Here is a 19,980-nt window from a genome sequence, read left to right as displayed (position 1 = left end):
CGCTATGCCACCTTATGGCAACGCACCGCTGAGCCACCCAGATTAACCCGCAAGTTTTGCGGCAGTTGGCAGCCTTCTCCGGCATAAGGGCAACGTTCGCGGAAGAAACACCCCTGCGGCAACTGGCGGTTGCCCGGCAGTTCGCCCTTGCGATCTTCAATCGTGCTGTCGGTCAATGAGCGCCCTGCGCGAGGCACCGAGTCCAGCAGCAATCGCGTATAGGGATGCTGCGGCTGGCGCAGTACCTGCGCGGTCGGGCCCAGTTCCACAATTTGCCCCAGATACATCACGGCGACACGGTCACTCATATGCTGAATCACCGAGACGTTATGCGAAATCAGCACATAGGTCAGATTGCGTTGGCGCTGCAATTCCACCAATAAATTGAGGATCTGCGCCTGCACCGAAATATCCAGCGCCGAGGTAGGTTCATCGAGCACGATGATATCCGGTTGCGAAGATAGCGCACGAGCAATGGAGATACGCTGCCGCTGTCCGCCGGAAAACTCGTGTGGCAAGCGGTCAATCGCCTCCGGCCGCAGACCGACCTGTTGCGCCAGTTCCGCCGCCTGTGCCCGTCGCTGCGCCACGCTGGTATGCTGCTGCACGTACACCGGTTCAGTAATAATGCGCCATACCGGCAGGCGGGGATCGAGCGACGACTGCGGATCCTGAAACACCATCTGCATACCGCTGCCAAACCAGGATCCATCGTTGCGCGCCCGCAGCAGCTCACCGCTACTCGGTTTCAACAGTCCCATCAGCAACTGCGCCAGCGTACTCTTGCCGCAGCCGGATTCGCCAACGATACCCAGGGTTTCCCCGCGCATAATGTTGAGATCCAACCCGTTGAGCGCGTGGACATACTCACGCGGCTTGCCACGCCAGTTATAACTGGCGGGAAAGCGTAGCCGCACGTCGCGCAGTTCCAGCAGCGCTTCAAGGTTCATTTCGCACCTCCAAATCAATAGACTGCGGATGCCAGCAGGCCACCCGCTGGGCCGGTTCTGCGGCTAAGGGCATTAGCGGCGGTGTTTGTTGGCACTGGCCGTCGGCGTGGCTGCAACGGTTGCTGAAGGCGCAGCCCGGCGGCAGCGCACTGAGATTAGGCACCGTGCCGGGAATGGCCCGCAGCAGGCTGCGCGGCTCGGCGCGTTCCGGTGCCGCCAGTAACAGCCCAATGGAATACGGGTGGCTTGGGTGTTCAATCACCCGCTCTGTAGTACCACTTTCAATCACGTGCCCGGCATACATCACATACACCCGGTCGCAAAGCTGCGATACCACCGCCATATCATGGGTGATAAACAGCACCGCCGTGCCGCTGGCACGCGCTTTTTGCTGCAACAACCTCAGCACCTGGCGCTGCACCGTTACGTCCAGCGCGGTGGTCGGTTCATCGGCGATAATCAGCTCCGGCTCGCAGGAGAATGCCATGGCGATCAACACCCGCTGACGCATACCGCCGGACAGCTCGAACGGATAACGTTCCATCACGCGTTCCGCGTCGGCAATTTGCATCTCCTGCAACAGTTGAATCGCCTTGTCACGCGCCGCCCGAGCCGAGAGCCGCTGATGCAGACGGATCACTTCACACATCTGGCGACCAATCTTGCGCGTCGGATTCAGTGCGCTCATCGGTTCCTGGAAAATCATCGATACCCGCGCGCCGCGCAGCTGACGCATTTGCCGCTCACTGGCATTGAGTACGTCGGTGCCCAGCATCTGCAAGGCGCCGCCGGTCACGCTGTAGCCGTCCTCCGCCAGCAGCCGCAGGGTCATCATCGCCGTCACCGACTTGCCGGAACCGGACTCACCCACCACGCCGACAATCTCGCCGGCCTTAACCTGCAGCGAAACGCGGTTAAGAGCCTTGACGCTGCCGCCGTAGACCGGGAATTCCAGTTGCAGCTCTTCGATAGATAAAACGGTAACTTCACTCATCAGCGCCCCCGGGTTTTAGGATCCAGCAGGTCGCGCAGACCGTCGCCGAACAGATTAAAGCCGGTGGCGGTGATCAGGATCGCCGTACCGGGAAAGGCCGAATACCACCACTGGTCGAGCACATAGTTGCGCCCGTTGGCCACCATCGCTCCCCACTCGGCGGTCGGCTGCTGAGCGCCCAGGCCGATAAAGCCCAGCGTGGCCGCCATCAGGATCGCCGTGCCAATATCCAGCGACGCCTGCACCACCAACGGCGGCATTACGTTACGCAGTACATGCCAACCGATCAGATGCCAACGCGAGGCACCAAAGGTCCGTGCTGCCTGCATATAAGCCTGATGGCGTAACGTTAAGGTTTGGCCACGGGCCAGCCGTACATAAAACGGAATGCGCACCACCGCGATAGCCAACATGGCATTGAACAGGCTGGGGCCGAGCGCCGCCGCCAGCGCCATGGTCAGCACCAGCGAAGGCACCGACAGCATAATATCCATGCAGCGCATAATCAGCGCATCCACCGTGCCGCCCATCACGCCGGAGAAGCAGCCAAGCAGCGAGCCAATGCCCCCCGCCAGCACCACCACCGCCAGCCCGGCGGCCACCGACTGACGGCTGCCGACCAGTACCCGGCTGAACAGATCGCGGCCTACTTCATCAGTACCGAACCAGTGTTCTGCCGAAGGCGGCAGCAGGCGTGCGGTAAGATCAATCGCATCCGGGTTGTGCGGTACCAGCCACGGCGAGAACAGCATCAGGAACAGTACGGCAATCATGATAGCGGCCCCCAGCAACGTCAGCGGGCTACGTCGCACGCGGTACCAGGCACGGCGCAGGCTGACAAAACGCAAGGCCGGTTGCGCCGCAGGCGGTTGTTCGATTTGAGTCATTGTCATTATCCCTCGCGCCCCATTCGCGGGTCGATCCACAGATAAAGCAGATCGACGATCAAATTCACCATCACGTAGGCGAAGGACACCACCACGGCAAACCCCATTACCGCCGGGAAGTCCAGTGCCTGAATGGAGTCCACCACATAGGCGCCCATACCCGGCCAGGCGAATACCGTTTCGGTCAGTACCGCGCCATACAGTAAATCCCCCAGCGCCAGCCCCAACACCGTCACTGAAGGGATCAGGGCGTTGGGCAGCGCATGCCCGAGCACCACGCGCCAATGCGAAAGGCCGTTGGCGCGCGCAGTGCGGATGTAGTCTTCTCCCAACTGTTCCAGCATCGCCGATCGAATTTGCCGCGCCACCACCCCGAGGTGAACAAAGGCCAGGGTCAGCGCCGGCAAAATCAGGTGCTGCAGGCTGTTCCAGAAGGCTTCGCCATTGCCGGTCAGCAGGGAATCGAGCAGGTAGAAGCCGGTGATATGGGTCGGTGGATCCAGCCAGTCGTCCAGCCTGCCGCCGCCGGGTAACAGATTGAGTTGGCCGTAAAAAAGGATAATGACGCCCAGCCCCAGCCAGAATGCCGGGGTGGAGATACCGGTCACCGACAGTAACCGCACCAGATGATCGGGCCATTTATTGCGATAAACCGCCGATACCACGCCGAGCGGCACACCCAGCGCGATTGCCAGCAACAAGGCGCAAAAAGCCAGTTCCAGCGTGGCGGGAAAGAAGGCTCGCAGATCTTCCAGTACCGGTCGCCCGGTGCGAATGGAAGTTCCCAGATCGCCATGCAACAGATCCAGCACATAGCGGCCAAATTGCACATATAACGGCTGATCCAACCCCAGTTGCTGGCGAATATGCTGGACAATTTCTTCGCTGGCGCGGTCACCGGCCAGCAGCCGCGCCGGATCGCCGGGGATCAGGTGAGAAATGGTAAAGGTGATAACGCACACCCCGAACATCACCAGCACCAACCCCCAGCAACGCTGACGGATAAGGCTCCAAACGTTCATAGCGATTTCCCATGGTGCAGGGGCAGCCAAACGGCTACCCGAGTTAGACAGCTATGTTGTATTCAAACCTGAGATACTCGGGCCTAGCGCACCGTGGGGCACTCCGGCAGCTAAAGCTGCTACGACCCCATCGGCACGCTCTCCCTAATAACCGGCTTTGTTAGATGTCTGAAATAGCCAAACAACTTACTTGCTCATCTGCCCAACGTTGAACACCTGCTCCAGCATCGGGTTATATACAAAGCCCTTCACCTCTTTGTTCATCGCCACCTGATAGTTTTTCTGGAACAGATAAACATAGGCCGCCTGGTCGATGACAATTTTCTGCGCCGCCTGGTAATCGGCAGTACGCACCTGCTGATCGGACACCGCTACCGCTTTCTTCAGCAGCGCGTCCACCTGCGGATCGCTGTAGAACGAACGGTTGCCCGGTAGTCCTTTCTTGTCGGATTCGAACCAGTAGTTCATGAACATGTAGGGGTCGGCGAAGTCCGGGCTCCAGTTGCCGATGGCGATGTCGTAGTTACCCTGGCCGATACGGTCACGCATGGTGGCGTTGGCCAGTTTCTCAAGTTTGACGTTGATGCCCACCGTCGCCAGGCTGGCCTGTACCGACAGCGCTATCGCCTCCCAGTTGGGGTCGCTTACCGAATACAGGAAATTGAGCGAAGCCGGTTTGTCCTTCACCGCCGCCAGTGCTGCTTTGGCCTTGTCCGCATTCTGGCTATATTGCTGCGCGGTGGCGTCGTATCCCCACATGCCTTCCGGGATCGGGCCACGCATCTGTTTGCCGTTACCGCCGAGAATGCCCTTCACCATGCCCTGGTAATCCACCGCGTAGGAAATGGCGCGGCGCAGATCAACCTGATTCAGCGGCGCTTTGCCGTTGTTGAGATATAAGTAGGTCACACGCAGCGACGGATACTCATTGACCGCCACCTTGTTTTCGCTCTTCAACGCCGTAAGCTGGTCGATCGGCAAGGATTCGGCAATATCCAGGTCACCACGGGTCAGTTGTAAACGACGGGTGGCGCTTTCGCCGATGATTTTCACCGTTACTCGCTTAAAGGCCGGTTTGGCGCCGCTGTAATGCGGATTCGGTACCAGCACCAGCTGCTGGCCTTTTTGCCAACGGTCCAATTTGTACGGGCCGGAACCGGCGCTGTGGTTCGCCAGCCAGGCTTTACCTTCGTCCGCCGGATTAGCCTTGGCGATGGCCGGGTTAACAATACCGGCCCCGTCGTTGGCCAGGGTGTACAGGAACGGTGCGAACGGGGTTTTCAGAGTGAACCGCACGGTTAGCGGATCCACCGCCGTCACCTGCAAGTCTTTCGGGAAAGCTTCGGAAGGCCCCTGACCAATTTTCATCAGGCGTTCGAACGACCACTTCACCGCCTCGGCATTAACGTCCGAACCATCATCAAACTTGTTGCCGGGTTTGAGTTTAAAGGTCCACACCAGCTGATCGTCAGAAGCCGTCCAGCTTTCTGCCAGCTCGCCCTCCACCTGAGTCGAGCCTTTGCCGCCCTCGGTTTTGTACTGTACCAGTCGTTGGTAGGCCGGATAGGTCACCGTCCAGTCGTTGTTATCTATGGTCACCGCCGGATCCAGCGTTTGCGGGTCGGCCGCCTTGCCAATCACCAGCATGTCTTTGGGTACAGCGGCCTGCGCCTGACCCATTACCGCCATGCCCAACGTCACTGCAGCCGCCAGAGCGGCGTATTTGATCTGATTCATAAACAAAGCTCCTGATGCGTTGAATGTGTGTTGTTTTAATCGTAAGAAAAACAGCCGAAGCGATCGGCCAAAAGCGGATACTCGCCCGCGTTGGGCAGCTCAAAATGCCACCATTCGCTGGCGATAGCGCGAAAACCTCCGGCGGCCATCACCGCATTCAGCAGCAGCCGGTTGCGCTGCACCTCCGGAGGGAAATCAGGGTAAAACGGGTGGGATCTTTCGCTCATCTCATCAAAAGCGGTGCCCATGTCCAGCGCCACACCGGCGGCATCCAGCAGCGTCACGTCAATCGCCACGCCCCGGCTGTGGTGCGAACCGGTTAGCGTGCTGGTGACATATTGCGGATCCGGACACGCCTGCCACAACAATGCCTGCGCCTGCTGTGGCCGATAAGCGTCGAACACCAGCAGGGAAAAACCGGCCAACCGCGCCGCCAGCAAACAGCGCCCTAATCCCTGCACCGCGTCGGGATGCAGCAGGCAGCGGCTCTCAAGATAAATCGCCCGGCCGGTCAGGTTGTCGGCGCTGGCGTATTTCAAGTCGATAGGCAGCTCGGGAAAGGCTTCGGTCAAATCGACTAACGTTACATTGTCACTCATTGCGTTTTCCCATAGTGATTAAATAGTGATTAAGATTCAAATTGCCCCAGCTCTTTTTGCAGGCTGCGGTTATTGGCCAGCCGTTGCTCCACCGCCGCGCCGCCCTGTTCCAGCACCGAAGACAGCAGCAGATTGAACAGACAGCTCAGCGGTGCCAATGAGTCCCAAAACTGGCCGGTGTCGGTTTTCACCTGCAGCAGATCAATCGGGTAATCCCTTGCCCACGGGCAGTAAATATCGGTGATCAGCGCCAGCCGCAGCCCGCGCGCACAGGCGGCCTGACAGTATTTTTGGGCGATAGTGGAATAGGCGCGGGTGTCGGTCAGCACCAGATAAGGCGCGCTGAATTCCGAATTGAGTGATTCCACATAGGTGCCGGACAGTCCGTCGGCGTAATAGACTTTGGGCCGCAGATATTCCAGATGGCTGTAGAAGGCGTTGGCGATACCGCGCGTGGATTGAATACCGACCACGAACACCGCTTCCGCCTGCGCCAACTGTCGGCTGACCTGGGCAAAGGCATCACCGCCGGCCAATTGGTAAACATGCTCGACAGCCTCCAGCTCCAGCGTTAACGACTGGCGCAGTTTTTGCGGCTGTGGCTGTTCGCGACGTTGGCGATAAGCGCCCAGACGGTCGGTCACGCCCCAGGGCTGATACAGCGCCGTCCCCTGTTCACGCAGCGTGCGTTTCAAATCGTCAAGATTGCGGTAACCCAGACTACGCAGGTACCGTCCCACAGAGATGCCACTGGTGGCGGTGCTGCGGGCGATGCTGTCTGCCGTTTCAAACGGTACCTGCGCCAAGTTGGCCAGCAGATATCCGGCGATACGTTTCCCGGTCGGGGTCTGTACCGCAAATGACGCTTCTATTTGTGCGATCACATCTGGATGCTCAGCCATAGTTCGCCCGTTGTTGTTGAGTTGTCATTACGCCACCCTCTGTTACTCAGGTAACAAAGACTGATGATGACAATGCATGGCCCGTGCCAATGGCGAACTGCTGGGGGAAAATTATCGCATGGCGGCGTATGGCGCTGCAGAAGCGGTAGCGCCTGCGGTTACAACATAGTCATCAGTTGATAACTATTGCACAACAATTGGGCAATGCATCTGGCAATGCACCGCCGTGAACCCTTAATTTCAATTTTATGACCAGGCTTGCGAAACCAGTGCAAAAATCTGTGCAAGATGGCAATCCGGTCTATGAGGTGTACCACGAACCATGATGGTGGGCGTATCCACGCAAGGCAGGCCGCGCTGGTTCAGCCATTCGCCAAGGCCGGTGGCCAGCGGCGTATCTACCCGCACGAACTGGCCGCTGCAGGGGTGGCATAAGGCATCAATCAGGATAACCGCGTCGGCAAGTTCAGGCGCCACCACCGGGCCGATCATGCTGCCATGGCCAAAACGACGGCGCAAAGCAAAACCGACGGCCATCCCGTGGCGTTCCAGCACCAGCGCCTGCTCGGCGCTTGCCAGTATCTCCGCCAACAATGGCTGACGTCGCAGGCCACTGGCGGCAAAATCCAGCTCACTCAGTAAGGCAATATCCGATGCTAATGCCGGGCGCAGGAGTAAACCTTCCGGTAAAGGCTGGGCATTGCGCATTGGCAACTCCCGGCATTGATGCTGCGCCAACGTCCCTTGTTCGATAAACCCCAATTGCCGATACAGCGGTTTTCCCTGTTCAGTCGCTACCAAATGAATCTGATAAGGCGTCAATGGTGCCATCAGCCGCTGCAACATAGCCCTGGCGATACCTTGCCCGCGCTGCTGCTCGGCAACAATCACCAACCCCAGCGTGGCACGCTGTTCACCCCACAGCCAGCGCAGCGCACAGCCCACCACCTGCCCTTCGGCCTCGGCTATCACACCGGCACCCAACGACCACGCCTGCTGCCAATCCTCCAGCCGGTGGGGCCACTGTATCTGCTGCGACAGTTCGAACGCGGCCGTAAGATCCGTGTCGATCATTGGGCGCAGAATAATGCTCGGTTTTTCCTGGGGCACCTTTACCTCCTGATTCATTTAGCGGCGAAAATCGCCCTGTCACAAAGTAGCAAATTCGGTTGTGTCTGGCACATTGCTTATGGTCTTAATATGGACTAAATTTGACACATTCGTTCAGCGAGGAGAGCAGTATGAAAGTTGAAACCATTAGCTATGTAAAGAAACACGCCGCCGCGCTCGATTTGTCTGAACCTATTTTGGTTACGCAAAATGGCACACCGGCTTATGTGATCGAGTCTTATGAAGAGCGCAAGCAACGGGATGACGCTATTGCCTTGCTTAAATTGCTAACGCTGTCTGAAAAAGACAAAAAAGAAGGGAAAGTTTATACCCGCGACCAGTTACTGGCTGATATAGATAACTAATGCGGTAAAAAGGAGATGTCGCATGAAGGAACAGCTTGATATTGAGTATACCGCAACGGCAAAAAGCACCCTGGTCGAGATTATCCGTCATCTTAAAGCCAATAATGTCCCTCCGATGCCTGTCGTGGGCGAGATCATCACCGCGTTTGAAGCAAGGGTAAGTCAGTTCTCAACCGGTTGTCAGATATGCCCTGAACTTTTAAAGATTGGCTGCGATAAATACCGTGAATGTAATACGGTAAATGGCTATCGCGTCATCTATTCGCTCGAAGATTCACTCATTACCGTGCACGCTTTTCTTGCACAAAAGCAGGATATTCAGCAAATATTATTTAATCGACTGATAGCCCCCTAAGCCCGCAGGGCTCCCTGATACTTCCTCATTTTGCCGCGCAAAAGCAAAGGTTCCCTGTCACCCGCGTTGGCCAAAACTTGCGCCCCCGCCGATAACCCGTTAAGGTTAATTGTGATTTGCATCACAGTTTTGAGGTGCGTGCGGCGATAAATCTCCCTCTCGGTCTCCCGCGTTAAAACAAAGTAATCCGCCTATTTATCAGCGAATTGTGCACGATAGAATGGAGATGAAATGCTGAAACTGAGTCCCGACCTGTTGATTTTTACCGATCTGGACGGTTCACTGCTGGATCACCACAGCTACCGCTGGCACGCGGCGCAGCCCTGGCTGGATCGTCTGGCACAGGCCCAGACGCCGCTGATCATCACCACCAGTAAAACCGCCGCCGAGGTCTGCACGTTGCAACAGCAACTGGGGCTGAGCCACTGGCCCTTTATTGCCGAAAACGGCGCGCAGATTGTTTTTCCCGAGGGATGGCACGACCAACCCGACTACCCGGCGAAAACCCTGGGGGCCGATTACCACAGCCTGACGGCAACCTTGCGGGCATTGCGCCACCAGACCGGTTTCGCCTTCCAGGGATTTGCCGATGTGGATGCCGCGACGGTGGCAAACTGGACTGGCTTAACCCTGCCCCAAGCCCGCCAGGCACGGCAACGTGCCGGTTCTGAACCGCTTCGTTGGGCAGGCACCGATCGCCAACTTGAACACTTTCGCACCCTGCTGGCGCAACACGACCTGCATCTGACTCAGGGGGGACGCTTTTATCACCTGATGAGCCGAGAGGTCAGCAAGGGCAATGCCGCCCGCTGGCTGGCCGCGCGTTATCAATTAACCCGGCGTCAGCCTTTAACCACCCTCAGTCTGGGCGATGGCCCCAATGACCTCTCCCTGCTGCACGCCAGCAATCTGGCGGTATTGATCCGTGGCCAGCAGGCCCAGCCGCTTACTTTACCGAACGATTTCTCCGGCCGGCTGTACCGCACGCAACAGCAAGGCCCACAGGGCTGGTGCGAAGGATTGGATCATTTTCTGCTTAACAGGAGATCTCAACATGAGTGAATTTTACCAGGACGGCATCATCACCAACTTCCACAATCTGGCCCAACGTGACTTGGCCGAGCTGGAATATGAGCTGCAAGTGTTCTCCGGCCGCAACACCATGGGGTTGATTTTGCCTTCACTCTATTCCGAGCTGGAGGGCCCCGCGCTGGACAAGATCGTCGATACGCTGGCACAGGTGCCCTATCTGGAGGAAATCGTGATTGGCCTGGATCGCGCCAACCATCAGCAATTTCTGCACGCCAAAACCTTCTTCTCGCGCCTGCCACAGCGCCACCGGATTTTGTGGAATGATGGGCCGCGCCTGACGGCGATTGCCGAACAGCTCAGCGCCGAAGGACTGGCACCCAACGAGCCGGGCAAAGGCCGCAACGTATGGTTCTGCGTCGGTTATACCCTGGCATCGCGCCGCAGCAGCTGTGTGGCGCTGCACGACTGTGACATTGTCACCTATAATCGTCGCATGCTGGCGCGTCTGCTGTACCCGGTGGCCAACCCGCAGTTTCATTACGACTTCTGCAAGGGCTATTACGCCCGGGTGGCTGGCGGCAAGCTGAATGGCCGCGTGGGTCGGTTGCTGGTGTTTCCGCTATTGAAATCACTGCAAAAGGTCTATGGCAACTCGGATTTTCTCGACTATCTGCGCAGCTACCGCTACCCGCTCTCCGGTGAGTTCGCCATGCGCACCCATATCCTCAATGACTTGCGGATTCCCAGCGATTGGGGACTGGAGATTGGCGTACTGTCGGAAATCCACCGGAACACCGCCACCAACCGAATTTGTCAGGTCGATATCGCCGACCATTACGACCACAAGCATCAGCCAATGTCGGAGGATGATCCGAACACCGGCCTGCAACGTATGGCGAGCGACATTACCAAGGCGTTGTATCGCAAGCTGGCGATCCAGGGGGTGCCGATCACCAGTGATTCTTTCCGCGTGCTGCGCGCCACTTATTACCGCACCGCATTGGATATGATCGACGCCTTCGAGCACGACGCCAAAATGAACGGCCTGGGTTTCGATCGTCACAGCGAAGAATCGGCGGTCGAACTGTTCTCCCGAGTCATTTCTCAGGCGGGCCACGCCTTTAGCGAAAATCCCGGTGACAAACCCTTTGTGCCTAGCTGGAACCGCGTACAGTCCGCCTTCCCGGACATCCTGCAACGGCTGTATGACGCAGTGGAGCAGGATAACCAGCAGTAAACGCCCCCACCGCCCGGCACCTTTTACGTTTGCTCACCGATTTCGCCCAGCAACACCTGATAACCGGTGTTATTATTACTCTGCTCAATAAATTCCTCCCAATTCAAAGTGGTACGACAAGCTGATGGAAGCGTGGAAACTCAATCTGATCTCAGTCTGGCTCGGCTGTTTCTTTACCGGGCTGGCGATGAGCCAAATCCTGCCTTTTCTACCGCTGTACGTCGAACAGCTCGGCGTCAGTGGCCACCAGTCGCTGAGTATCTGGTCCGGACTGGTGTTCAGCGGCACCTTTTTGGTTTCGGCGCTGGTATCACCGCTGTGGGGCAGCCTGGCAGACCGCAAGGGCCGCAAGCTCATGCTGCTGCGTGCTTCGTTGGGAATGGCCGTCGTGATTGCGCTGCAGGGTATGGTCACCAACGTTTATCAGCTGTTTGCACTGCGCGCACTGATGGGGCTGACCTCCGGCTATATCCCCAATGCCATGGCGCTGGTTGCGTCGCAGGTACCGCGTGACAAAAGCGGCTGGGCTTTGGGCACTTTGTCTACTGGCCCGGTGACCGGGGTGATCGTTGGCCCACTGTTGGGTGGCCTGATGGCCGACCATCTGGGGCTACGCGTGGTGTTCTTCGTCACCGCCGTGCTGATGTTTGTCAGTTTCCTGATTACCCTGTTCCTGATAAAAGAACGCCATATCGAGGTAAAAAAAGCCGATCGATTAAGCGGCAAAGCGGTATTCCAGTCGCTGCCCTATCCGGCGCTGATTGTGACCTTGTTTGTCAGCACTCTGATGATCCAATTGGCCAACTCATCGATCAGTCCGATACTGACGCTGTTTATCAAGGATTTGTCCGGTGATAGTGGCAATCTGGCCTTTATTAGCGGCATGATCGCCGCCGTTCCTGGCGTTGCCGCATTAATGTCTGCCCCGCGTCTCGGCCGACTTGGCGACCGTATCGGCACCGCACGCATTTTGTTGGCCGCATTAGGATTGACTACGGTGCTATTTGCCATCATGGCCTGGGTGGAAACGCCGCTCCAGTTGGGGATCCTGCGTTTTCTGTTGGGGTTTGCCGATGGTGCCTTGATGCCTGCGGTGCAGACGCTGCTGCTGAAGTACTCTTCCGATCAGGTCACCGGACGCATCTTCGGCTATAACCAGTCGTTTATGTATCTCGGTAATGTGGTGGGGCCGCTAATAGGCTCTGGCGTTTCGGCGCTGATGGGCTTCCGCTGGGTGTTTGTGGTCACGGCGGTGCTGGTGCTGATTAACTGCCTGCAGCTGCGCAGCCAGTTTAACAAGGTCGAAGCGAAGTCCTCTCCCTCCGGGCAAGAGGGAGAGCGTTGATTAACGGTTAATCACGCAGCCAGGGGGTAAAGGTCACGCCGATCAACAGCCCTTCCGGGCTGAGCAACCGGGTGACGCTCTGGCCCCAGGGTTCTTCGCGGTTGGCGATCAACAGACGATAACCGCGATCGATCAACCCCTGAGTTGCCAGTGCCATATCGGCAACGTCAAATTCCATCCAGGCCTGCGGCACCGGCAAATCGGCCGGCCATTGATCGCTGCCGAAGCAGGACTGTGCGGCCTGCGCCAACGGCCACAGGGCGAAGTGTTTAACCCCCTCCAGTGCGCCATGTTCGGTCAGCAAATAATCGGCATTGCCGTCCATGGGCTTCAGCGGCAGCCCCAGCGCGTCAGCGTAGAACGCCTTGCTTTGTTCCGTATGCTGGGTAATCGGCCCAAATCCGGCGATAAACAACACGCCCAGTCCTGCGAACTGCTGTTCCATGTTCTCTCCTGTTGGTTATCAACGCCCCTGACGCATTTGCGTTGGGGAAAATCCATAGGCCGCCTTGAAGCGGTTGCTGAAATGGCTGGAGGAACTAAAACCGCACTCCAGCGCAATTTGCGTCAGTGGCAGCAGGCTGTGGCGCAGCAGTTTTTCTGCCTGCTGCAGCCGCGCGCGCATCACAAACTGGTGTGGTGCCAGGCCCGTGTCATGTTTGAACATCCGGGCAAAATGGAACTCACTCAGCCCTGCCTGTGCCGCCAGGTCTGCCAGCAACAACGGCTGGTCGAGATGCTGCTCAATATACCCTTTCACCCGTTTGGCGACCGCCGGAGCCAGACCGCCGCGCACCTGCGGTAACGCCCATTGCAATTGGCTGTAACGCTGGAGCAGGTGCGACATCAGCAGGGTTGTGGCGCTGCTGAGTGCCAGTTGATTGGCGCGCTCATGCCAGTCGCAGTTGAGTAAAAACTGGCGATACAGCAGTGTGATCTGCGGATCCTCGCCAAAAGCGTAGGGTTCGAGATTGATCGCCGCCGGGCTGCGATCCCAGGTTTGCTCTGCCACCTGACGCAAATGCTGGTCGGTGCAGTAAAGGTGCACGAAAGACAAATCGCTGCGCACGTCCCAGGTAGATTCATACTGACGCGGCATAATGCAGAAGCGATCCGGCCCGCCGCCGTTCTTCCAGCCACCGGGCACTTTTTGATAGCACTCATAACCGTCGGCAATATACAGACTCAGAGTATGGTGATCGGCGCTTTCCTGGGTAATACGGTCATTGCAGTTGGACCAGGCGGCCAGTTCCACGCCAGAACCCAGCTGCACGCTGTTGTGCAACCGCGCTTTATGTTCCCGCAGTGTTTCAAACGCCTTGTAGCCGGACATCGCCGTCCCCTTTTTCACCCATCCACCCAGTGTAGAGAGTGGCGCAGCGCCACACCAGCCGTCAGCCCGCGCTTTTGCCAAAAAAAGCGCAAGAATATGCAATTGTACGCAAAGCGCTGAAAGCACGCCGACAGGCAACGACGGATACTGAGCCGGTCTATTTTGCTGGAGTCTATTATGAATACGCTGCTGTACCTTGCCGTGGTGCTGATTTGGGGCACCACCTGGATTGCGATTACCCTGCAGCAGGAAGGCCCGGTGGCTATTCCCGTGTCCATCAGTTACCGCTTTGTGGTCGCCGCGCTGATAATGTTGGTTATTTTGCTACTGGCGCGCCGCCTGCGCCGCATTACGCTGCGTGACCATCTGTTTTGTATCCTGCAAGGCTGCTGTGTGTTCGGGTTCAACTTTTACTGCTTCTACCATGCGGCGGCCTATATCAGCAGTGGACTGGAATCGGTGATTTTCTCAATGGCAGTGCTGTTCAACGCGGTCAACGGGTTGATTTTCTTCCGGCAACGTCCCAGCCCGAACCTGCTGCCGGCGGCGGTGCTGGGTATCACCGGGATCGTCGCCCTGTTCTGGCAAGATCTGGTCGCCACCCAAATGGCGCCGGAGCTGTTGAAAGGCATTGGGCTGAGCGCACTGGGTACCTACGGTTTCTCTTTGGGCAATATGATCAGTTCCCGCCACCAGCGGCGCGGGCTGGATATTCTGTCTACCAATACCTATGCCATGAGCTATGGCGCTATCCTGATGGCGCTGATCGCCCTGGCCCAGGGTGCGTCATTCCAGATTGAGTTCAGCACCCGCTATATCGGCTCACTGCTGTACCTGGCGATTTTCGGTTCAGTGATTGCCTTTGCCGCCTATTTCAGCCTGCTGGGCCGTATCGGTGCCGGTGCCGCAGCCTACAGCACCCTGCTGTTCCCCCTGGTGGCACTGAGCATTTCGACAATTTATGAAGGCTACCAGTGGCACCTGAATGCGGTGATTGGCCTGTGCCTGATCCTGCTGGGTAATCTGGTGATGTTCGCCAAACCGGGCCGGTTCACTGGGTTATGGCGACGCCGGGCGGTGTAAAATAAGTAAATAACGCCTTCTGGAAGGCGTTTTATCCTGTTCTAAACGATCACAAGTGAATCCCCCTCTTTATTATAACCAATAAAAATTAACAATTAATGCTGAAAGCCTGAGATCAGCATTGACATTCATGTCATCAAATCAATACATTTAATACTAAACCGTTACAGTATTATGGTAATTTTTTGTATTTTATTAACCAATTGGTTTGGAAAACAAAGATGAGCAATAAGAACCCTCATTTAATGATAAAGATCCTCGCCGGTTTTATCGTCACGGCAATCTCTTTATCTACTTCTCTGAGTTACGCTGAAGTTGTCGATGCAGGTAAGGATCTCAGGCTGATAAAAGGCCGCTATTTAGCTATCGCCTCTGACTGTGTAGCCTGTCACACGGCATCCGGAGGCAAACCTTTCAGTGGCGGCTTAGCCATGCCTCTGCCGATGGGAAATATCTATTCTACCAACATCACGCCAGATAAAACCTACGGCATTGGCGAATATTCACTGGACGACTTCAAGAAAGTGTTGCGTGAAGGTATCAGGCGCGACGGCTCGAATCTTTATCCGGCAATGCCATTCCCGTCTTATACCAAGCTGACTGATGATGATATTGCCAGCCTTTATGCCTATTTTATGCATGGCGTTGAACCTGTTAATCAAGAAAATAAGGAGCCCGACTTCCCGTGGCCACTCACTATGCGCTGGCCGCTGATCGCATGGAATACCCTGTTCCTGGAAAAAGGCGCTTATCAATACAAATCTGACCGGAGCCCAGAGTGGAACCGTGGCGCTTATTTGGTACAGGGCGCGGCGCACTGCGGCTCCTGTCATACCCCCCGCGGGCTAGGCATGCAGGAAAAAGCCTATGACGAAAGCCAGAAAGGTTTCCTGGCCGGTGCGAAGATTGGCGGCTGGGAAGCTTTTAACATCACCAGCAACACGGCCTCGGGAATCGGTAGCTGGTCACAGCCGGAAATCGTGCAATATCTTAAAACCGGCAATGTGCCGTTTAAAGCTCAGGCTGCCGGTTCAATGGCTGAAGCGGTCACCCATAGTTTTAGCAAAATGGACGATGCGGACCTACAGGCTATCGCTTTGTATTTAAGAGATATACCGTCCGTAGGTGATAACCAAACGCGACCTCGCTCATCAAAGATTCAGCCAATAGAAAATAACGATCCCACCGGAGCCAACGTTTACCTAAACAACTGTGCCAGTTGCCATGGCAAAACAGGCAGCGGAACAACGGACGGCTATTACCCTTCAATGGTTGGCAACAGTGTTGTCGGTGCCATGGACACCAACAATCTGATCAAAGTCATCTTACAAGGTGCCGAGGTGAACAATGGCAAGGAACACTACTTCATGCCCGCGTTTGCCGACCAATTAAGCAATGAGCAAGTGGCACAACTGGCTGAATACCTGGTGGAAAGTTTTGCGGGGCACAAGCTCACCGTGGACGCCGATCAGGTTAAAAAGCTCCGTGATTCCAGCAATTAGGACGTCGTATATGAAAAATAAATCGAGCTATGGCTTATCCCGACGTCGCCTGCTGAAAAGCAGCGCTATCGTGGGCGCCACCTTGCTGTCTATCAATGTCGTTTCAGCCCCGCTCAAGTTGGTGGGTGATAGACCTGGTGTGGATGCCTTTTTGAAACTGGCCCAGTTGCTGACCAACAGGCCGACACTCGAACCCGCATTTTCCGCCGCTATGTATTCGGCCCTGGTCTCCCATACGGAGCAGTTTAATCACCGCCTCAACACCCTGGAAAAAGCGCTGTCTATCAGCGGCGCGCAAGACGTTCAATCCTTCATTTCTGCCCTTTCCTCCGAGGATGAAAACCGAAAACTGGCGTTGCTTATTATAGAAAGTTTTTATACCGGCAATGTGGGGCGCGGTCGCCAGGCGGTAGTGGTGAGTTATGAAAAGGCATTGATGTTCCAAAAGACCATTGATGTCACCGTGATCCCTACTTATATCCGCGCCCAGCCTAATTACTGGGTGGCTACGCCAAATTTAGACAATTAAAAATTTATAGTGAGCAAACTATGGCCATTGAATATGATTGCGACATTCTCGTTGTGGGTGCCGGTATTCTGGGCGGAGCCGTCGCCAACAGCCTTGCCAAACAGGGACGAACAGTCACCATTTTAGAGGCTGGCCCTCGCGTTAAGCGTTCGGAAATCCTTGAAGCATTTCGCCAATATGGCAATAAATCGGACTATAACGGTCCTTACCCTGACGTACCCTGGGCGCCAAAATCCGCTTCGGGTAAATATTCTGACGACTATATCGAGAGCGTCGGCAATATCACCCAAAAGCCTGCTTTCTTGCGTTTGGTCGGTGGAACCACCTGGCACTGGGGCGGTGCAACCTGGCGAAATCTGCCCAGCGACTTCAAATTAAAGACGCTGTACGGCCATGGCCGTGACTGGCCGCTTGACTACGATATGCTGGAACCCTGGTACCAACAGGCCGAAGAAGAGATTGGCGTGAGTGGTTCAAACACCGACGATCAGCGAGGTCTGGGGCAACAACCTTATCCCCCGCGCTCTAAACCTTATCCCATGGCAATGCAGCCCTGGAGCTATTTGACTCAGCAAGTGGCCGAAAAGGTATCAACAGTCAATCACCACTTTGTTGATGAACCTAATGCACGCGCGACGCGCCCCTATCAAGGGCGACCGATCTGCGCGGGCAATAATAACTGTGCGCCTATCTGCCCAATTGGTGCACAGTTCTCCGGCGATAAACCTGTTGTATGGGCCGAACAGAATGGCGCTAAACTGTTAGTCAATGCAGTGGCTTACCGCATTGAAAAAGGACCGGATAACAAGATTGTCGCTATCCACTATAAAAATCCGCAGGGTGAAAGCACACGCCTTACTGCACGTTACTTCGTATTGGCAGCACATGGGGTAGAAACGCCGAAACTGATGCTGATGTCGGACATCGGTAATTCATCCGATCAGGTAGGTCGTAACATGATGGGGCACACCGGGCGGTCTATCTCTATGCTGGCGAAAGATCCCGTTTGGGCGGGACGTGGTCCGACTCAACAAGGAAGCATCAACACCTGGCGCGACACGCCGCTGCGGCACCAGCATGCGGCTATTCGCCACTTCCTGGATAATACCGTTCCTAATGAACTGATTACCCGCCGGTTGCTGAGTCAAGGTATTGTAGGCCCGGAGCTTGATCGTTTGATCCGCCACAATTCCGCGCGCTACCTGAAGATTGCATCTTACGTCGAGGTATTGCCCGATCCGACCAACAGGGTCACCCTGAGCAATAAGCGCGATGCACTGGGTCTTCCTACGCCACGCATCAACTATGACATTGCCCATGAATACACCATGAACGCCATGGCTTTGCTCTATAAAGACTATGACCAATTCAGGAGTCTGTTCGGTGCGACCGAAGTGCTGAATGATATTCAGGCTTGGGTACCAAGTTCCCATATCATGGGCACCACCATTATGGGGAGTGACCCACGGGACTCCGTGGTCAACCACGAGTGTCGCTCTTTTGATCATGCCAACCTCTTTATCACCAGCACCAGCGTACACCCCAGTTCCACCGTGGTTAACCCAACCCTGACCGGGTATGCGATTGCGCTGCGCGTCGCCGATATTATTAATAAAGAGATTTAAAAACGCATCGCCGTTGCGCTGGCAGGGCTGAACCGCAGCGCACTGGCCGATGTCACGTCTGGCAATGCGCCATTCGTCGCTCCAACCGCAGATAATCCGATCTGCATCAGCTTCAACGAAAACCCGCTCGGCATGTCACCCAAGGCACAAGCGGCGTCGTCGCCCTGAAAACTCAACCATTAGGGCTATACTCAGACTCTTGTCGATTTTTCATAAGGACATCAGGATGCTGAGATTTCCCCGTCGTTGGCTGTTATCCGTCGCCCTCACCGCTTTTACCGCCACAGCAGCGACCGAATCGCCAAAATACGGCCAAGAGCTGCAGGGTTTTCACTACCCTTACCCCCTGCAGCAGTTTAGCTTCACCTCTCAGGGGCAGCAGTTAAGCATGGGGTATATGGACGTGCCGCCAGAAGGTGAAGCCAACGGTCACACTGCGGTGCTGATGCACGGTAAGAACTTCTGCGCCGCCACCTGGCAAGACACTATCAAAGCGCTGAGCAAAGCCGGTTACCGGGTGATCGCACCGGACCAAATTGGCTTTTGCAGTTCGACCAAACCGCAACATTACCAATACAGCTTCCAACAGTTGGCACAGAACACCCACGCGTTGCTCAATAACCTGAAAATCAGTAAAGCGGTGATCGTTGGTCACTCCACCGGCGGCATGCTGGCGACGCGTTACAGCCTGATGTATCCGCAGGCGGTTGAGCGACTGGTGATGGTGAACCCGATTGGGTTGGAAGACTGGAAGGCCAAGGGTGTTCCCTGGCGCAGCGTCGATCAATGGTTCGAGCGTGAGCTGAAAACTTCCGCGGCAGGTATCAGGCAATATGAGTTGAATACCTACTACGTCGGCCGCTGGAAACCAGAGTATGACCGCTGGGTCGATATGCTCGCCGGGCTGAACAACGGGCCGGGGCATCGCCTGGTGGCCTGGAACTCGGCGCTGATTTACGACATGATTTTTACCCAGCCGGTGTACTACGAATTTAAGGATCTGCAAACGCCAACCACGCTGATGATTGGTACCGCCGACACCACCGCCATCGGCAGCGACATTGCCCCACCGGCGGTCAAAGCCAAACTGGGGCATTACAATGTGTTGGGCAAACAGGTGGCAAAACTGATCCCGCACGCCCGCCTGATCGAGTTTCCGGGGCTGGGCCATGCGCCGCAAATGGAAGAACCCGCACAGTTTAATCAGGCGTTGATTAAAGCCTTGCAACCATAACGATTCGATACAGGACAGGAAATTAAAACCTCTTACCCTTCACTCACCCGGAACCTGGGATCGTGCTATGGTATTAACGGATTTCAGTAAGGAGTGGCCGATGCCGAGATTTCTCTCTATACGCGCATTACGGCGCGTT

General features: G+C 56.1%; 20 protein-coding genes. 10 read left to right on the top strand and 10 right to left on the bottom strand.

Going from position 1 to position 19,980, the window contains the following annotated elements; all coding sequences use genetic code 11:
- Positions 1–2 precede the first annotated feature (2 nt).
- From M2406_RS05990 to M2406_RS05955, 8 genes are all read right to left on the bottom strand, one after another.
- Entirely contained in the window at positions 3–950 is a 948-nt protein-coding gene (locus M2406_RS05990; protein ID WP_012145079.1) for an ABC transporter ATP-binding protein, read from the bottom strand.
- On the bottom strand, positions 940–1,944 hold the full coding sequence (locus tag M2406_RS05985; protein WP_135344344.1) for an ABC transporter ATP-binding protein: 1,005 nt from the start codon (positions 1,942–1,944) through the stop codon (positions 940–942). Before M2406_RS05985 ends, M2406_RS05990 begins: the two co-directional genes overlap by 11 nt.
- Positions 1,944–2,831, bottom strand: coding sequence for a D,D-dipeptide ABC transporter permease (gene ddpC, locus M2406_RS05980; RefSeq protein ID WP_012145077.1), 888 nt, complete (start codon positions 2,829–2,831; stop codon positions 1,944–1,946). Before ddpC ends, M2406_RS05985 begins: the two co-directional genes overlap by 1 nt.
- A gap of 5 nt (positions 2,832–2,836) precedes the next feature.
- Positions 2,837–3,853: an ABC transporter permease gene (locus tag M2406_RS05975; RefSeq protein WP_012145076.1), complete on the bottom strand. Its 1,017-nt coding sequence runs from the start codon at positions 3,851–3,853 to the stop codon at positions 2,837–2,839.
- A 186-nt stretch (positions 3,854–4,039) separates the two neighbouring features.
- Positions 4,040–5,590, bottom strand: a complete 1,551-nt coding sequence (locus M2406_RS05970) for an ABC transporter substrate-binding protein (RefSeq protein ID WP_112362700.1) — start codon at positions 5,588–5,590, stop codon at positions 4,040–4,042.
- Positions 5,591–5,625: 35 nt separating this feature from the next.
- The gene (gene ddpX / locus M2406_RS05965) at positions 5,626–6,189 is read right to left on the bottom strand and encodes a D-alanyl-D-alanine dipeptidase (RefSeq protein WP_012145074.1); all 564 of its coding nucleotides are present in this window, start codon (positions 6,187–6,189) and stop codon (positions 5,626–5,628) included.
- 29 nt (positions 6,190–6,218) lie between these two features.
- Entirely contained in the window at positions 6,219–7,091 is an 873-nt protein-coding gene (locus M2406_RS05960; protein ID WP_012145073.1) for a MurR/RpiR family transcriptional regulator, read from the bottom strand.
- 246 nt (positions 7,092–7,337) lie between these two features.
- Complete coding sequence (locus M2406_RS05955; protein ID WP_259189228.1) at positions 7,338–8,201, bottom strand: GNAT family N-acetyltransferase; 864 nt, start codon at positions 8,199–8,201, stop codon at positions 7,338–7,340.
- A gap of 131 nt (positions 8,202–8,332) precedes the next feature.
- On the opposite strand from M2406_RS05955, the gene M2406_RS05950 reads away from it, so the two are divergent.
- From M2406_RS05950 to M2406_RS05930, 5 genes are all read left to right on the top strand, one after another.
- On the top strand, positions 8,333–8,566 hold the full coding sequence (locus M2406_RS05950; protein ID WP_012145071.1) for a type II toxin-antitoxin system Phd/YefM family antitoxin: 234 nt from the start codon (positions 8,333–8,335) through the stop codon (positions 8,564–8,566).
- A 22-nt stretch (positions 8,567–8,588) separates the two neighbouring features.
- Complete coding sequence (locus M2406_RS05945; protein WP_112362704.1) at positions 8,589–8,921, top strand: type II toxin-antitoxin system RelE/ParE family toxin; 333 nt, start codon at positions 8,589–8,591, stop codon at positions 8,919–8,921.
- 231 nt (positions 8,922–9,152) lie between these two features.
- The gene (locus tag M2406_RS05940; protein WP_259189224.1) at positions 9,153–9,983 is read left to right on the top strand and encodes a mannosyl-3-phosphoglycerate phosphatase-related protein; all 831 of its coding nucleotides are present in this window, start codon (positions 9,153–9,155) and stop codon (positions 9,981–9,983) included.
- Positions 9,976–11,190: a glycosyl transferase gene (locus M2406_RS05935; RefSeq protein WP_259189223.1), complete on the top strand. Its 1,215-nt coding sequence runs from the start codon at positions 9,976–9,978 to the stop codon at positions 11,188–11,190. Before M2406_RS05940 ends, M2406_RS05935 begins: the two co-directional genes overlap by 8 nt.
- 124 nt (positions 11,191–11,314) lie before the next feature.
- Positions 11,315–12,535 carry a multidrug efflux MFS transporter gene (locus M2406_RS05930; protein WP_112362705.1) on the top strand — a complete coding sequence of 407 codons (1,221 nt, stop codon included), beginning with the start codon at positions 11,315–11,317 and terminating at the stop codon, positions 12,533–12,535.
- Positions 12,536–12,542: 7 nt separating this feature from the next.
- Here the strand turns inward: M2406_RS05930 and M2406_RS05925 are convergent, their stop codons facing one another.
- Both M2406_RS05925 and M2406_RS05920 read right to left on the bottom strand, forming a co-directional pair.
- Positions 12,543–12,980, bottom strand: a complete 438-nt coding sequence (locus M2406_RS05925; protein WP_017892771.1) for a glyoxalase/bleomycin resistance/dioxygenase family protein — start codon at positions 12,978–12,980, stop codon at positions 12,543–12,545.
- 18 nt (positions 12,981–12,998) lie between these two features.
- Complete coding sequence (locus M2406_RS05920) at positions 12,999–13,868, bottom strand: helix-turn-helix domain-containing protein (protein WP_259189222.1); 870 nt, start codon at positions 13,866–13,868, stop codon at positions 12,999–13,001.
- Between the two features lie 177 nt (positions 13,869–14,045).
- Here M2406_RS05920 and M2406_RS05915 point away from each other — a divergent pair, with 177 nt between their 5' ends.
- From M2406_RS05915 to M2406_RS05895, 5 genes are all read left to right on the top strand, one after another.
- Positions 14,046–14,951 carry a DMT family transporter gene (locus M2406_RS05915; RefSeq protein WP_259189221.1) on the top strand — a complete coding sequence of 302 codons (906 nt, stop codon included), beginning with the start codon at positions 14,046–14,048 and terminating at the stop codon, positions 14,949–14,951.
- Between the two features lie 221 nt (positions 14,952–15,172).
- Positions 15,173–16,453 (top strand): cytochrome c, encoded by a 1,281-nt coding sequence (locus M2406_RS05910; RefSeq protein WP_259189220.1) that lies wholly within the window; start codon positions 15,173–15,175, stop codon positions 16,451–16,453.
- A 10-nt stretch (positions 16,454–16,463) separates the two neighbouring features.
- On the top strand, positions 16,464–16,982 hold the full coding sequence (locus M2406_RS05905) for a sorbitol dehydrogenase family protein (RefSeq protein ID WP_259189219.1): 519 nt from the start codon (positions 16,464–16,466) through the stop codon (positions 16,980–16,982).
- A gap of 20 nt (positions 16,983–17,002) precedes the next feature.
- The gene (locus tag M2406_RS05900; protein WP_259189218.1) at positions 17,003–18,607 is read left to right on the top strand and encodes a GMC family oxidoreductase; all 1,605 of its coding nucleotides are present in this window, start codon (positions 17,003–17,005) and stop codon (positions 18,605–18,607) included.
- Positions 18,608–18,833: 226 nt separating this feature from the next.
- Entirely contained in the window at positions 18,834–19,841 is a 1,008-nt protein-coding gene (locus M2406_RS05895; RefSeq protein ID WP_259189216.1) for an alpha/beta fold hydrolase, read from the top strand.
- Positions 19,842–19,980: the final 139 nt, after the last annotated feature.

The sequence above is a fragment of the Serratia sp. BIGb0163 genome (genome assembly GCF_024809935.1).
Taxonomy (GTDB): Bacteria; Pseudomonadota; Gammaproteobacteria; order Enterobacterales; family Enterobacteriaceae; genus Serratia; species Serratia quinivorans.
Note: the sequence above shows the minus strand (reverse complement) of the source record. Positions and strands in the feature narration are given on the sequence as shown.